Below are 13,553 nucleotides of genomic sequence, written 5' to 3' on the forward strand. Positions count from 1 at the left end.
CAAGGTGYCGCAAGCCCTGGACGAGAGGCTCCAGCTTCCAGCTCGCGGCCCGTTGGATCCCGGCACAAGGCCGGGATGACGGAGGAAGAGAGGCGCGGTCATCCCGAACCATTGCCGCTGACTGCCTTACCCCTTAGGGGACGCCGTCATGATTTCCCCCGAAGACTGCCAGACGATGACCGACGTCCGTGCCGGCGTCGATGCGGTGGACCGACAGATCGTCGACCTGCTGGCGATCCGGTTCCGCTTCATGACCGCTGCCGCGCGGATCAAGCAAGATCGCGGCACGGTCCGCGACGAAGGCCGCAAGGCGCAAGTCATCGCCAACGCCAAAGCCGCCGCCGAAACCGCGGGCGTGCCGTCCCAGCTCGTCGGCGACTTGTGGGAACGGCTGGTCGAAGGCTCGATCGCCTATGAATTCGATCGCTGGGATCAGCATCGCGCCTGATGGCAGGGTGGCTGCCATAATTCCGACGCCAATCGCCGCCACACCGGCCCAACCTTTAGGGGAGAACGAAAACATGATGTCGCTGATCGCTATCGCTCTGCTCGCCGGTCAGACCGCGCCGGCTCCTACCGCTACGCCCGCGCCCGCGCCGGTCGCGCCCGCGGCCGCTGCTCCGGCCGCCGCCGGCAAGTTCACCCTCGACACTCCGATCGAGACGATCGAAGCCGACGCCAAGGCCAAGGAAGTGCTCACTGCCGATCTCGGCGGCGACGTCTCGCAGCATCCGATGTATGAGAGCTTCAAGTCGATGAGCCTCAACCAGGTCGCGCCGATGTCGGGTGGCAAGATCACCGACGACGTGCTCAAGAAGATCGCCACCGACCTCGCCGCGATCCAGTAACATGGGGTAGCTTCACGCCCGGCGAGTCCCTAGATTCGCCGGGCATGTCCGACCCCAATTCGCCGACCCGATTCAACGAAGACAAAGCCACCTACACCGTCCGCGGCGGTGGTGAGGTGCCCGACCTTGCCGCCGGCGTGGCGGCGATCCGCAATGTGTTGAAGACCCTGCCGGCTCGCCCGGGCGTCTATCGCATGCAGGATGCGCGCGGCGACGTGCTCTATGTCGGCAAGGCGCGCGCGCTCAAGAACCGCGTCACCAATTACACCCAGGTCGACCGGCTGCCCAAGCGCCTGCAGCGGATGGTCGCGCAGACGCGGTCGATGACGATCGTCACGACCAACAACGAGGCCGAGGCGTTGCTGCTCGAAGCGCAGCTGATCAAGCGTTTCCGTCCCGCCTACAATGTGCTGTTGCGCGACGACAAAAGCTTCCCGTTCATCCTGCTGCGCGCCGACCACGACTTTCCGCGCATCCAGAAGCATCGCGGTGCGCGCCGCGCCAAGGGCAATTACTACGGCCCCTTCGCCAGCGCCGGATCGGTCAACAACACGCTCAACGCGCTGCAGAAACTGTTCCTGCTACGCTCGTGCACCGACGGCTTCTTCAAGACGCGCGACCGGCCGTGCCTGCTCTATCAGATCAAGCGTTGCTCGGCGCCGTGCGTCGGGCGGATCGGGGTCGATGACTATGCCGAGCTGGTCGGCGACGCGAAGGACTTCCTCGCGGGCAAGTCGACCAAGGTGCAGACCAAGCTCGGCGCGCAGATGACCGCCGCGGCCGAAGCGATGGACTTCGAGCTCGCCGCGGTGCTGCGCGACCGGTTGAAGGCGCTGACCTTCATCCAAGGGACGCAGGCAATCAACGCTGAAGGGGTCGGAGACGCCGATGTCTTCGCGCTCGCCTGCCGCGACGGGGTGATGGGCATCCAGGCCTTCTTCATCCGCGGCGGGCAGAATTGGGGGCATCGCAGCTTTTTCCCCGCGCATACCAACGAGGTGCCCGAGGACGAGGTGCTGACCAGTTTCCTCACCCAATTCTACGAAGAAGTGCCGCCTGCGCGGAACGTGCTGCTCGACCGCGAACTGGTTGAAGGCGCGCTGCTGAGCGAGGCGCTCGCCGAGCGCGCGGGCTACAAGGTCGCCCTGTCGGTACCGCAACGTGGCGACCGCCGCCGACTGATGGAACAGGCCAAGCGCAACGCGGTGGAAGCGCTCGATCGGCGGCTGGCGGAAAGCACGACCCAGGCGAAATTGCTGCGCGAAGTCGCCGACCTGTTCGAGCTGGCCGAGCCGCCCAACCGCATCGAAATCTACGACAACAGCCATATCCAGGGGACCAACGCGCTCGGCGCGATGGTCGTCGCGGGGCCGGAGGGCTTCCGCAAGGGCCAGTATCGCAAGTTCAATATCAAACATGCTGCGACTGACGACGATTTCGCCATGATGCGCGAGGTGTTCGGCCGCCGCTTCGCGCGTGCCCAGGCCGAGGATCCCGACCGCGACGCAGGCGACTGGCCCGATCTCGTGTTGATCGACGGCGGCCGCGGGCAATTGAACGCGGCCAAGGGCGTGCTCGAGGAAATGGGCATCGAGGACGTCTGCCTGGTCGGCGTCGCCAAGGGGCCGCATCACGGCCGCGATGGGCGCGAGGTGTTCCATCTGATGGACGGCCGCGAGCTGATGCTGCCGGTCAATTCGCCCGTCCTGTTCTACCTCCAGCGGCTACGCGACGAGGTCCACCGCTTCGCGATCGGCGCGCATCGCGCGAAACGCGCCAAGGCGATTGGCGCATCACCGCTCGACGAGGTTCCCGGCATCGGCCCGGCGCGCAAGAAGGCACTCCTGATGCATTTCGGCACTGCGCGATCGGTGCGGGGGGCGAGTCTCGATGACCTCAAGAAGACGCCAGGCGTGTCGGCCGCCGTCGCGCAACAGGTCTACGACTTTTACCATTCGCGGTAGAGGCGGCTCGCCCTACTAAACTCCCCTCCCTGAAAGGGWGGGGATGGGGGTGGGTTGGCGCGCGCAGCGCGCCACGATACGCTTGCCACATGCGCCGCCGTATCGATCCAGAGCTGACGCGAAGAGCGCGCGAATTGCGCAACAATCCCACGCCGGCTGAATTCGCGATCTGGCATCGCGTTTCGCGGCACCGGCCGGCTTTGACCCGGCAACTCGTCGTTGCGCCGTTCATCATCGATCTGGCGTGCCGTGGCGCTCGGTTGGCCGTCGAGTTCGACGGCAGTCAGCACATCGATCGCGTGCCTTATGATGAGAGGCGGTCGGTATATCTCAGGCGCCGAGGCTGGACCGTCATTCGCCTGTGGAATTCCGACGTGCTGGCTAATCCCGACGGAGCCGCCGAGTATATTCTGTTGCAGGCCGCCGAGTGCCTCGGCGGCACCCACCCCCAGCCCCTCCCTTGCAGGGAGGGGAGAATCCGGGTGCCACGTACGCGTAGTGCTGAACGATGAGTGTGAAGCAGTTTGTCCTGTCTCAGCCGGCCGTCGCAACCTTAGAATAATCCATCCGCTTCAGGTCCTCGATCAGTCCGGGCCCGGTCGGCGCCCACCCGAGCAGCTCGCGCGTTTTGGCGCTGGACGCAGGAAGGTCGAGTCCGGCGAACATCGCGAGCCAGCCGAAATGCGTCGGCGCTTCTTCGGGAGTCAGCGAAATGACGGGCAGGTTCAGGCCCGCGCCAACGACCTCGGCGATGTCGCGGACCGGGATGCCTTCTTCGGCCACGGCGTTATAGCGCGCGCCGGGCGCCGACCGCTCGACCGCGAGGACATAGAGCTTTGCCACATCGAGCACATGCGCCGCGGGCCAGCGGTTGGTACCCTCGCCGATATAGGCGACAACACCCTTCGCCTTCGAAAGGTCGATGAAGGGCGAAACCAGACCCTGTTTCACGGTGTCATGGACCTGCGGCAGGCGCATCGAGACGATGTTCACGCCCGCGTCGAGCAATGCCTGACCCGCCAGTTCCGACGCGGCGCGCGGGTTGGGGTGGTTTCTGTTCAGCACATCCTCGGTCGCGGGTCCGCCCGACTCGGGATTGCCGATGCCGGTGCCCGAGGTGATCAATAGCGGTCGGTTCGATCCCTTGAGCGCGGCGCCCATCGCCTCGATGACGCGGCGGTCCTTGTCGCAATTCGCCACGAAATTCGAGAAATCGTGATCGAACGCGGTGTGGATCACGGCATCGGCCTGGTCCGCGCCGGCGCGCAGCGTGTCGGGCTGTTCCAGATCTCCGCGATGGACCTGCGCACCAGCCGCTTCGAGCGCGCGCGCGCCGGCGTCGGACCGCGTCAGGCCGAGCACCTCATGCCCTGCCGCCAGCAGTTCGGGGACGATGCGAGAGCCGATGAAGCCGGTGGCGCCCGTGAGGAAGACACGCATGGAACAGCCTTTCGATATTGTTCGACGGGCTATGTCGGGTTATCCTCCATCCTGTAAAAGTAGTGATCTTATCATGGTATAATCATCAACAGGATCGCCCAGCTCATGCCCGCCGAACCCGCCAATCCGCTCGGCACCTTCCTGCGCGATCGTCGTACCCGGCTCGATCCGGCGGCGTTTGGATTGGGTGGAGGGCGCCGCCGCACTCCGGGTCTGCGCCGTGAGGAAGTCGCGCAGCGCGCCAATATCAGCCCGACCTGGTACACCTGGCTCGAACAGGGCAGGGGCGGCGCGCCGTCCGCCGACGTGCTCAACCGCATCGCTGCCGGATTGATGCTGACCGAGCCCGAGCGCGAGCATCTGTTCATCCTCGGCCTCGGCCGCCCGCCGGAGGCGCGATACCGCGGCGCCGAGGGTGTGACGCCGCGGTTGCAACGCGTGCTCGATGCCTTGTCGCCCAGCCCCACGCTGATCAAGACCGCGACCTGGGACGTCGTGGCATGGAACGACGCGGCGGCCGCGTTGCTGACCGATTATGCCAAGCTACCCCCGGATCGGCGCAATATCCTACGGATGATGTTTTCCGACGAACGGGTGCAGGCGGCGCAGGACGATTGGCTGGCCGTCGCGCGGTTCGTGGTGGCGTCGTTCCGCGCCGACGCGATGCGCGCCGGGGCGGGCGCGGAGATCGCGCAGTTGGTCGACGAGCTGTCGCAGACCAGCCCCCAATTCGCGGCTCTTTGGCGGGCCAACGACGTCGTCGGCCATGCGGAAGGCGTGAAGCGCATCCGGCATCCCAAAATCGGGCTGATCGAACTGGAATTCTCGATCTTCGCGGTGGATGGGCGCCCCGATCTGGGGATGATCGTCTACAATCCCGTCACGTCCGAGAGTGCGGACCGCATCCGATCGCTGATGGCCGCTCGATCGGGTGATGCGTAGCCAGGGTCACAGCCCGGCATAGACCCGATCGCGAAAATCCTTCACGCGCGCGTTCAGGTCGATGATCCCGGCGACCGGTGCACCCGATGCCTCGACCAGCCGTTCGGCCAGACACCCCGCTTCCGATCTGAGTTTTTCGCCCTCGGGCGTGGTCTCGATCAGCACTTCGCGCTCGTTCTTGGGGTTGCGGGTCCGCGTCACCAGCCCGGCCGCCTCCAGCCGCTTGAGCAACGGGGTCAGCGTGCTCGATTCGAGCGCGAGCTTGTCGGCCAATCCGCCGACATTCTGCCGCCCGTCATGCCATAACAGGTTTAGCACCAGGAATTGCGGATAGGTAATCCCCATGCGGTCGAGCAGCGGCTTGTACGCACGCTGCACCGCCATGCTCGCCGAATAGAGCGCGTAGCAGAGCTGGTCGTCGAGCTTCATCACATCCATCGGTCGCGTCCGCCGTTAAATTTCTTTGCAGACGTATATCGCGATAAGTTTTATCTTGACAAGGGCAGACTCGACGCTATTTCGGCCATCGCGACAATAGTTATCGCGATATATGTAAGGAGCCTCAGTCATGGACATTCTCTATCGCACCAGCGCCACTGTCACCGGTGGCCGCACGGGTCATGGCCGCAGCGAAGACGGCTTGCTCGACGTCGAGTTGCAGACCGCCAAGGAACTCGGCGGGGCCGGTGGCGGCACCAATCCGGAGCAATTGTTCGGCGTCGGCTATGCCGCCTGCTTCCTCGGCGCGGTCCGCTTCGTCGCCGGGCAGCGCAAGATCCGTATCGCCGATGACGCCAAGGTCACCGCCAATGTCGGCATCGGCAAGCGCGACGATGGCCGCGGCTTCGGGCTCGACGTGGCGCTCGCGGTCGACCTGCCGGGGATCGATGCCGACACCGCGCGGGAATTGGTCGACGCCGCGCACATCGTCTGCCCCTATTCGGAAGCGACTCGCGGCAATCTCGCGGTCCGGCTTTCGGTCGTCGAGCACGCCTGAGGCTGCGAATGAGGGTGAAGCTCGGTCAGCCCCTCCCCTTCAGGGGAGGGGTTGGGGTGGGGTAGTGCGGCAGGCGACACTCTCTGCGAGGCATCCCCCACCCCCAACCCCTCCCCTGAAGGGGAGGGGCTAGTAACAGCCGCCGCCTGGCGGATTGGCAAAATCTTCACCGTCTGCCGCTAATCCCCGGCGGCGTGACAGCCGTGTTCCTCACCATCGATACCGAGCTGATGTGGCGCCATCACGCCGCTGGCTGCGACCTTGCGACCCAAATCGCGCGCTCGCTCGAACCCGCCGGCGTGGGCATCCGCTATCAGCTCGATATGCTTGGCCGCCACGGCCTCAAGGGCACGTTCTTCGTCGACCCGATGCCGACCATGGTGTTCGGGCTCGACGCGATCCGCCCAGTGGTTGAAACGATCCTCGCGGCGGGGCAGGAGGTGCAACTGCACATGCACCCCAATTGGGCGGGCGCGAGAGCGGACGATGCCGGCAAGAGCTCGGGCCGGTTCGAGCTGATCGATTACAATCTCGACGAACAACGCGCGCTGATCGCGGGCGCGCGCGACTTGCTCAAGGCATGCGGCGCGTCCGATCCGGTCGCCTTCCGCGCCGGCAGCTATGCCGCCAATGACGACACGCTGGTCGCGCTCGCCGAGCTCGGCTTCCGCTACGACAGCAGCCATAATGGCGCCGACGCGCCGTGGCCCAGCCAGATCGGTCTGCCGCAGCGCCAGATCGCCCCCGTCGCGTACAATGGCGTGACCGAGGTCCCGGTGACGGTGATCGAGGACGTGCCGGGCAATCTGCGCCATTTCCAGATCTGCGCGTTGTCGCTGGGCGAGATGCGCGCCGCGCTCGATCATGCGGTGGCTGAGGAGCATGAGGCGGTGACCGTCGTCAGCCACGGCTTCGAGCTCGCCAATCGCGCCGGCACGCGCGCCAACGGCGTCCATGTCGCGCGCTTCGAAGGATTGTGCGCAATGCTCGCCGACGCGCGATCGACGCTGCCGACCACCTGGTTCCGCGACTTGCCCGACTTCGCCAGTGCGAGTCAGGCGACTCCGCTCGCCCCCAACATGCTGCGCACGCGCTGGCGCCAGGCCGAGCAACTCTGGTCGAACCTGGTCGAGGAACGCGCGGCGTGAGCACGGCGCGCCCGCTGCCGCTCAAATTCCAGATCGGCGCGCGCACGCTCGGCGCGATCCGCCGCGACCTCGTTCGCGTGCCGCTCAGCCTCGACGACGCGATCGATGGGGACCTGCCCGATCTGCCGGCGCTCGATCCGACCGCTGACGGCTATCTCGTCACCTCGCTCGCCGAGCACCACCGCCATGCGCTCGCCTATGCGGCCAGCCCGGCGATCGCCTTCACGCGGCAGCGCTACACGCGCCGCTACGCCGACCTGACGATCGGGTTTCAGGCCTATCTCGATTGCCTGTCGTCGAACACGCGCTCGGGCATCAAGCGCAAGGCGAAGAAGGTCGCCGCCGCCTCGGGCGGTACGCTCGACATACGCCGCTTCGCGACTCCCGCCGAATTGCGCGAGTTCCACGAGGTCGCCCGCCGCCTCGCGCTCGCCACCTATCAGGAAAAGCTGATGGGTGCGGGCCTGCCCGACACGCCCGATTTCCTCCAGCGCATGTACGTCATGGCGGCGGAGGGCAATGTCCGCGCCTGGCTATTGTACGTTGGCGGCGAGCCGGCCGCTTATCTCTATTGTCCCGTCCATGACTGCACCGTGATCTACGAGTATGTCGGCCACGATCCGCGGTTCGGAGATCTGTCGGTCGGTGCCGTGCTCCAGGTCGAGGCGTTGCGCGACCTGTTCGCCGACCCCGCCTGCCGCCGCTTCGACTTCACCGAGGGCGACGGCCAGCACAAGCGCCAGTTCGCCACCGGCGGCGTCGATTGCTGCGACCTGCTGCTGCTGCGCCCAACCCTGGCCAATCGCCTCGTATTGGCGGCGCTCGCCGGGTTCGACGGCACGATGGCACTGGCCAAGGCGAGCGTGGAGCGGCTGGGGTTGCAGGATTTGGCGAAGAAGATCCGCCGCGCTTGAGTGGAGATGGACTCCGCTGAGTCACCTATTTCCGTTTACGATCCATCCGGTTTCGTCACAGGTGGCGCTGCCTTTGAGCGGACCAGCTTCATCGGTGGGCCACCTTCGATGAAGGTGAAGCTCGAATAATCGGGAGCGAACTCGGCGGTGACGCCCATGGCGGTGGACAGGAAACGCGTGCTGGACAGTGCGATCAGACGTTCGGGGGAGGGGCCGCCGGTGTACGCAAACAGTCCCTCCGGCCTCGCTTCCAGAACGACCGAGAGCCCGGGGCCCTCGAAATACCCAGCAGCTTTGGTGAGCTCTGCGAGCGATAGCATTTTCTCCTCGGTCGCCGGCGCCGCAATATCCGTCCAGCCATAGTCGGTCGCGACGGCGCGAACGACTTCGTCCATCAGCCGCCGGCCCTGGCCTCCGTTGGTCAGCGCGACGATGCCTTCGCCCTTGCCGACATAGGCAATCATGAAGGATTGGAAGCCTTCGTTCACGCCGTCATGGCCAAATCGCGCGATGCCGGTCGTGTATAGCGCGGTTCCGAGTCCCCAATTGTCCTTGACCGGTGTCAGCATCTCACGGGTCATGGCCGGCGAAAGGCGGTGCCCTTTTTTGCCCGCGGCCGAGGCTTGAATGTCCATCAGCAATCGCGCGAGGTCGCTCGCGCTGGTCCATAATCCTGCCGGCCCCAGTTCGGGGTAGACGTGATAGTTGCCGGGAATCGGTGTGCCATTGGCGTGACCGAATGCCATGTCGGCGCGGATCGCTGCGGAAGGCGGCTGCGCATAGGCGCTGCGCGTCATGCCAAGCGGGCGCAGCAGCTCGCGGTCGGCCAGTTCGGCGAAGGGAATTCCACTCACGTCGGAAAGGGCGAGTTGCGTCAGCACGTAGCCGCCGCCGGAATATTGATATTGTCCGCCGGCCGGCAGCACGCTGCGCACTGGCTCGCTGTTGCTGGGCGACGCGCCGTCCAGGATCTGGACAGGCGTCGGCAGCGGCGCGCCCGGCAAATAGCCGGCGAAACCATGAACCCCGAGTCCGGCTGTGTGACTCAGCAACTCGCGAAGGGTGATGCCGTTGGGCGCCAGCTTGGGATCCTTCGGCAACTGCCATGAACGAAGCGCGTCGTTGATGTTTCGGTCGAGCCCGATCTTGCCCTGCTCGACCAGCCGCAGAGCCAGCATCGCGGTCGCGACCTTGCTGATCGATGCCGCCTGGAACGCGGTGTCCGGTGTGACCGGCGCACAGCTCGCGGCATCGCGAAAACCCCAGCCACGCGCCCAGGCGAGCTTGCCGTTATGGATCACCGCGACGCTGAGTCCCGGCACGTCATACTGGCGCATCCGCTCGGCCAGGCTGAACGGCTTGTCACCCGGTGTGATGACCGGCGGCCGCAGGTTCGCTTCTACGTTGCGGGTATGGACGTTGCTCGGTCCGCCCGCGGCCTCGGCCGGAGCCGGGCATCGGTCCGGTTGCGCGGCTGCGGGACTGGCGAGCACGACAACTACGATCGAGCTTAGCAATATGAGCTTATGGTCCTTGCGCATCCATCTTCTCCCTCATTTCATCGATCGGACCAGGCCAGCGACATCGCGTAACGCGCGTGAGTCACCATCCCCAGCGCAAGGCGCTGTTGTCCACCGCCGGGCGACTAACGACCGGGTTCAGTTCCCACGCTGCAGGGTAAATTTCGGAAAACTAGGCCAGAGACGTTCCGGGCGGAGCCTCGGCGAGGATATGCGTCTGCCATCTGTAAAGAAGCCAGATCGCCAGGAGTTCGATCGCCAGCCCAACTACAGACAGCGACATGAACGTTACATCGAGAAACACGATGCCGGTGAACAGGAACAGCGTGACCGTCGCCGCGCTGTTGACGCGGGCCAATGTGCCCACGCGGGTCCAGTTCCGCTCCAGAATGAACCAGGGCATCAACAGATGTCCGGCGGCAAGTACCCAGATCATCGGTACGAAGACCGGCGCAAAGCCACGGTTCCAGGGCGTCAGCAACAACAACCGGAACGCCTCGCCGCTTCCCGAGAGCCAGCCGGATATCCCGGTATATCCGGCTGGCAGAAAGGGAAAACCGGAGGTCGTGCCCAAAAGCAACAGCGCCGAGAGCGGAAGGAGGCTCAGCGCGACGGCGTGGCTGGTCAGCGTGAACCGCCCCTCCGCCTGCTTCGGCATTTCGCGCCAAGCACCCACCAGGCACCCGAGCGCAAATAGAAGCGGTTTTCCATCGCGAACGGCGATTTCGAACTCCCTATGCATCGCCAGTGCCCATTCGCGGCGGTGATCGCCAAGGCACGCTTCCGCCAACGCCATGGCGGCGCGTGCAAGGTTCGCCGTCATACGCGCGCCTCCTTCAATCCCGACAAGATCCGCTCTTCAGTCGTTGCCCTCGCCAACGCGAGGCCCTGCGTCGTCAATCGATATGCATGCCGCGCGGGCCGACCGGGTTGCGTCGGTTCGCGCCATTCCGCCTCGACCAGCCCCTGCTCCGTCAATCGCATCAGCAAAGGATACAGGGTTCCCGAGAAGAGCCCGGTTTCCTTCATGATATCGTAGCCGTGGCGCCACTTCTGAGGCTGAGTTGACAGCGCATTGAGGAGCTTGAGCATCTGCTTGGAAGGGCGACGACCGGTAGCCATAGACTCAATACAACATATGTAGATTTGTGAGTCAATCGAGCTATTCAAGATCTGTGGCGCTCTCGGCGTGATCGCTGCGCGCATTGATGCCCGCGCGGCCTCCGAAAGCGGAGCTTCCCAAATACAGACCAAGAAGCCCGCATAATATAGCCTTGACTATCATTTTATTATGACCTCCAATCCGCGAAAATAGCGGGAGGAGAGCCCATGAAGAGCGTGATCGAAAGAGGTCTGCTGGCGGGAACTGCGATGTTGTGGTCGATCGCGGCGGGCGCGCAAACCGCCCCGGCACCGCAGCCAGACCCCGCTCAGGCGCAGACGCCCCCGGCCGCAGCGACCGACAATTCGGGGCAACTGGGCGACATCATCATTACTGCTCAGCGCCGCGAACAGTCGCTGCAAACGGTGCCGATCAGCGTTGCCGCGTTCAGTGCCGCCAATATCAAGGCGCTCAGCGCCGAATCGATCGGCGATCTCGACAATTTCACGCCAGGTCTGACGATCAACGATTCGTCGGTGACGCAACCCAGCTTCACCATTCGCGGCGTCTCGACCGACGATTTCGGGATCGGGACCGACCCGTCGGTCGGCATTTTCATCGACGGCATCTATTCCGGCCGCTCGGGATCGTCGCTGATCTTCTTCAACGACATCAACCGGGTCGAGGTGCTGAAGGGGCCGCAGGGGACGCTGTTCGGCCGCAACACCTCCGCCGGCGCGATCTCGATCATCACCAACAAACCGTCACCCGAGCCGGAAATGACTGCCACGGCGCAGTTCGGCAATTATGCCAAGACCAAGCTCGACGTGATGGGCAATGTGCCGATCACCGACACTTTGTATTTGCGCGTCGACGGCGTGATCAATCGCCGCAACGGCTTTATGAAGGACGCGGTCACCCATGACGATCGCGAGCGGGAAGACAGCAGTTCGGGGCGGGTCGCGCTGCGCTGGGCGCCGAGCGCCAATACCGATTTCGTCCTCGCTTATGATCATGACGATACCAACAAGGACGGCCCGGCGGCGGTCGGGATCAGCGCCTTTGCGCTGAGCACGGATCCGTTCGGCCCGTTCGCCAACGACGTGATCGGCAACAAGGAAACCCGTATCCTCAATGGGGTCTCGTTGACCGCGACCCAGCGAATGGGCGCGTTCACCTTGACCAGCATCAGCTCGTTCAAGCATTTCGAGACGCACAATCGCGAGGATGAGGACGGCACCAACGATCCCACCCGCTATCTCGACACTGAGAATGCCGAACGGAATTCCAGCCTCTATCAGGAAGTGCGGCTGGGCTATGAAAGCGACCGGATCAGTGCGATCGCCGGGGTCAGCTATTATCACGAGCGCGGCCGCCAGCAGAGTATCGTGACGGCGCTGACCGATTCGGTGAACCGACTGATCAGCGACGCGACGGCTGGGCAATTCCCGATCTTCTCGATCCTCGACAGCGTCGGCTTGCCGGTCTTCGGCAACACCTTTCAGGAGACGATGAGCAACCGCGCGGCGAATGACAGCTATGCAGTGTTCGGCGATGCGACCTTCAAGGTGACGCCGCGATTGAGCCTGACCGCCGGCATTCGCTATACGCACGATCTGAAGAAATTCAGCTGGTTCAACGGCCCGTTCTCCGCCCCCGGGCTCGATGCGATCAAGGCGCCCGGCGCACTCTACAATGCGATCCTCGGCGTGCCGGCCTTTCCCGATGACGGCCTGTTCAGCGTGTCCGATTTCTTCGGCGCGACGATCGGCCCGAACGGCCTGATCTTCGACGAAGGCGCGCTGGAAGGCGTGCAGTTCACGCGCCGGGCAGCCTTCAACGACGTCTCGCCGCGCTTCGTCGTGCAATTTGATGCGACCCCCGACGTCCACCTCTATGCCTCGGCCTCGCGCGGCTACAAGGCCGGCGGGTTCAACTCGGTCCAGGTCAATTCCTTCTTCGAACCGGAAAAGGTCTGGAATTTCGAAGGCGGCATCAAGTCCGAACTGTTCGACCGCCATGTGCGGTTCAACCTCTCCGGCTATTATTTCAAATACAGCAACCGCCAGGCGCTCAGCCTGGAGAATACTGGCGGCGCGGTTCCGCAATATATCACGCTGTCCGGCGACTCCGAGGCGTACGGCCTCGATCTCGACACGCAATTCGTGGTCTCGCGCGATTTCTCGATCACCGGCACCGCCGGACTGATCGAGTCCAAATGGGTGAAGCGGGTCGAACAGGGCATCGATATTTCGGGCCAGCCGACCGGCGAGCCGGTGTTCCGCGGCATCATCGGGCTGCACTACAAGCACGATACCGGCAACGGCACGATCTTCGGCGACGCCAGCTACAGCTATACCTCGCGCCAACGGCTCAACGATGCGGCGCGCGCGATCAACGCGTTCATCGCGACGCCCGTCGCGGCCGGCGGCGCAGGCGTGGATCTGTCGAAGATCGACAAGCTGTGGGCGCCGCGCAACATCGTCAACGCCAAGATCGGCTGGCGCTCTCCCGGCGAGCGCTATTCGATCGCGCTGTTCGCCGAGAATCTGCTCAACGAGAAATATCTGCGCACCTTGAATACGATAACCGCGGACACGTTCCAGACGCCCTATGTCCGGCGGGACCAGCCCGGCTTTTACGGCATCGAGCTCGGACTCAAATTCTGATCGAACGGG

At 64.5% G+C, this 13,553-nt stretch carries 14 protein-coding genes; 9 read left to right on the top strand and 5 right to left on the bottom strand.

Translation table 11 applies throughout. The features are described from left to right. Positions 1-148: 148 nt before the first annotated feature. The 4 genes from AC1DQQ_RS01290 to AC1DQQ_RS01305 all read left to right on the top strand — a co-directional run bounded on the left by AC1DQQ_RS01290 (position 149) and on the right by AC1DQQ_RS01305 (position 3,324). A complete protein-coding gene (locus AC1DQQ_RS01290; RefSeq protein WP_478027747.1) occupies positions 149-448 on the top strand; it encodes a chorismate mutase in 300 nt (99 codons plus the stop codon). A 73-nt stretch (positions 449-521) separates the two neighbouring features. Beyond that, entirely contained in the window at positions 522-848 is a 327-nt protein-coding gene (locus AC1DQQ_RS01295) for a hypothetical protein (RefSeq protein WP_478027748.1), read from the top strand. A 44-nt stretch (positions 849-892) separates the two neighbouring features. Beyond that, positions 893-2,812, top strand: coding sequence for an excinuclease ABC subunit UvrC (gene uvrC / locus AC1DQQ_RS01300; protein WP_478044052.1), 1,920 nt, complete (start codon positions 893-895; stop codon positions 2,810-2,812). A gap of 89 nt (positions 2,813-2,901) precedes the next feature. Next, complete coding sequence (locus AC1DQQ_RS01305) at positions 2,902-3,324, top strand: endonuclease domain-containing protein (RefSeq protein ID WP_478027750.1); 423 nt, start codon at positions 2,902-2,904, stop codon at positions 3,322-3,324. 22 nt (positions 3,325-3,346) lie between these two features. Here AC1DQQ_RS01305 and AC1DQQ_RS01310 read toward each other — a convergent pair whose 3' ends face one another. Then, positions 3,347-4,252 carry an SDR family oxidoreductase gene (locus tag AC1DQQ_RS01310; protein WP_478044053.1) on the bottom strand — a complete coding sequence of 302 codons (906 nt, stop codon included), beginning with the start codon at positions 4,250-4,252 and terminating at the stop codon, positions 3,347-3,349. Between the two features lie 105 nt (positions 4,253-4,357). Between AC1DQQ_RS01310 and AC1DQQ_RS01315 the strand changes: the two genes are divergently transcribed. Next, positions 4,358-5,194 (top strand): helix-turn-helix transcriptional regulator, encoded by an 837-nt coding sequence (locus AC1DQQ_RS01315; RefSeq protein WP_478044054.1) that lies wholly within the window; start codon positions 4,358-4,360, stop codon positions 5,192-5,194. Between the two features lie 6 nt (positions 5,195-5,200). On the opposite strand, the gene AC1DQQ_RS01320 is transcribed toward AC1DQQ_RS01315, so the two are convergent. Further along, entirely contained in the window at positions 5,201-5,632 is a 432-nt protein-coding gene (locus AC1DQQ_RS01320) for a MarR family winged helix-turn-helix transcriptional regulator (protein ID WP_478044055.1), read from the bottom strand. A gap of 130 nt (positions 5,633-5,762) precedes the next feature. Here AC1DQQ_RS01320 and AC1DQQ_RS01325 point away from each other — a divergent pair, with 130 nt between their 5' ends. The 3 genes from AC1DQQ_RS01325 (at position 5,763) to AC1DQQ_RS01335 (ending at position 8,253) form a co-directional block, all read left to right on the top strand. Next, entirely contained in the window at positions 5,763-6,191 is a 429-nt protein-coding gene (locus tag AC1DQQ_RS01325) for an organic hydroperoxide resistance protein (RefSeq protein WP_478044056.1), read from the top strand. A gap of 203 nt (positions 6,192-6,394) precedes the next feature. Then, positions 6,395-7,339 carry a polysaccharide deacetylase family protein gene (locus AC1DQQ_RS01330; RefSeq protein ID WP_478027755.1) on the top strand — a complete coding sequence of 315 codons (945 nt, stop codon included), beginning with the start codon at positions 6,395-6,397 and terminating at the stop codon, positions 7,337-7,339. Further along, positions 7,336-8,253: a GNAT family N-acetyltransferase gene (locus AC1DQQ_RS01335; protein ID WP_478044057.1), complete on the top strand. Its 918-nt coding sequence runs from the start codon at positions 7,336-7,338 to the stop codon at positions 8,251-8,253. Before AC1DQQ_RS01330 ends, AC1DQQ_RS01335 begins: the two co-directional genes overlap by 4 nt. Before the next feature lie 35 nt (positions 8,254-8,288). Here the strand turns inward: AC1DQQ_RS01335 and AC1DQQ_RS01340 are convergent, their stop codons facing one another. The 3 genes from AC1DQQ_RS01340 to AC1DQQ_RS01350 form a co-directional block, all read right to left on the bottom strand. After that, positions 8,289-9,794, bottom strand: a complete 1,506-nt coding sequence (locus AC1DQQ_RS01340) for a serine hydrolase domain-containing protein (RefSeq protein ID WP_478044058.1) — start codon at positions 9,792-9,794, stop codon at positions 8,289-8,291. 151 nt (positions 9,795-9,945) lie between these two features. After that, a complete protein-coding gene (locus tag AC1DQQ_RS01345) occupies positions 9,946-10,596 on the bottom strand; it encodes a hypothetical protein (RefSeq protein WP_478044059.1) in 651 nt (216 codons plus the stop codon). Then, positions 10,593-10,895: a PadR family transcriptional regulator gene (locus AC1DQQ_RS01350; RefSeq protein ID WP_478044060.1), complete on the bottom strand. Its 303-nt coding sequence runs from the start codon at positions 10,893-10,895 to the stop codon at positions 10,593-10,595. The genes AC1DQQ_RS01345 and AC1DQQ_RS01350 overlap by 4 nt, the downstream gene beginning before the upstream one ends. A gap of 207 nt (positions 10,896-11,102) precedes the next feature. Between AC1DQQ_RS01350 and AC1DQQ_RS01355 the strand changes: the two genes are divergently transcribed. Continuing rightward, complete coding sequence (locus tag AC1DQQ_RS01355; RefSeq protein ID WP_478044061.1) at positions 11,103-13,544, top strand: TonB-dependent receptor; 2,442 nt, start codon at positions 11,103-11,105, stop codon at positions 13,542-13,544. The last annotated feature ends 9 nt before the right edge of the window (positions 13,545-13,553 follow it).

The sequence above is a fragment of the Sphingomonas sp. P4_G3 genome, from assembly GCF_056401105.1.

What these genes read in the sequence shown, in the direction of transcription:
- AC1DQQ_RS01320 (WP_478044055.1), bottom strand. Translation starts at nt 5,632, where the DNA reads ATGGATGTGATGAAGCTCGACGACCAGCTCTGCTACGCGCTCTATTCG.
- AC1DQQ_RS01325 (WP_478044056.1), top strand. Translation starts at nt 5,763, where the DNA reads ATGGACATTCTCTATCGCACCAGCGCCACTGTCACCGGTGGCCGCACG.
- AC1DQQ_RS01295 (WP_478027748.1), top strand. Translation starts at nt 522, where the DNA reads ATGATGTCGCTGATCGCTATCGCTCTGCTCGCCGGTCAGACCGCGCCG.
- uvrC (WP_478044052.1), top strand. Translation starts at nt 893, where the DNA reads ATGTCCGACCCCAATTCGCCGACCCGATTCAACGAAGACAAAGCCACC.
- AC1DQQ_RS01340 (WP_478044058.1), bottom strand. Translation starts at nt 9,794, where the DNA reads ATGCGCAAGGACCATAAGCTCATATTGCTAAGCTCGATCGTAGTTGTC.
- AC1DQQ_RS01310 (WP_478044053.1), bottom strand. Translation starts at nt 4,252, where the DNA reads ATGCGTGTCTTCCTCACGGGCGCCACCGGCTTCATCGGCTCTCGCATC.
- AC1DQQ_RS01305 (WP_478027750.1), top strand. Translation starts at nt 2,902, where the DNA reads ATGCGCCGCCGTATCGATCCAGAGCTGACGCGAAGAGCGCGCGAATTG.
- AC1DQQ_RS01350 (WP_478044060.1), bottom strand. Translation starts at nt 10,895, where the DNA reads ATGGCTACCGGTCGTCGCCCTTCCAAGCAGATGCTCAAGCTCCTCAAT.
- AC1DQQ_RS01355 (WP_478044061.1), top strand. Translation starts at nt 11,103, where the DNA reads ATGAAGAGCGTGATCGAAAGAGGTCTGCTGGCGGGAACTGCGATGTTG.
- AC1DQQ_RS01315 (WP_478044054.1), top strand. Translation starts at nt 4,358, where the DNA reads ATGCCCGCCGAACCCGCCAATCCGCTCGGCACCTTCCTGCGCGATCGT.
- AC1DQQ_RS01290 (WP_478027747.1), top strand. Translation starts at nt 149, where the DNA reads ATGATTTCCCCCGAAGACTGCCAGACGATGACCGACGTCCGTGCCGGC.
- AC1DQQ_RS01345 (WP_478044059.1), bottom strand. Translation starts at nt 10,596, where the DNA reads ATGACGGCGAACCTTGCACGCGCCGCCATGGCGTTGGCGGAAGCGTGC.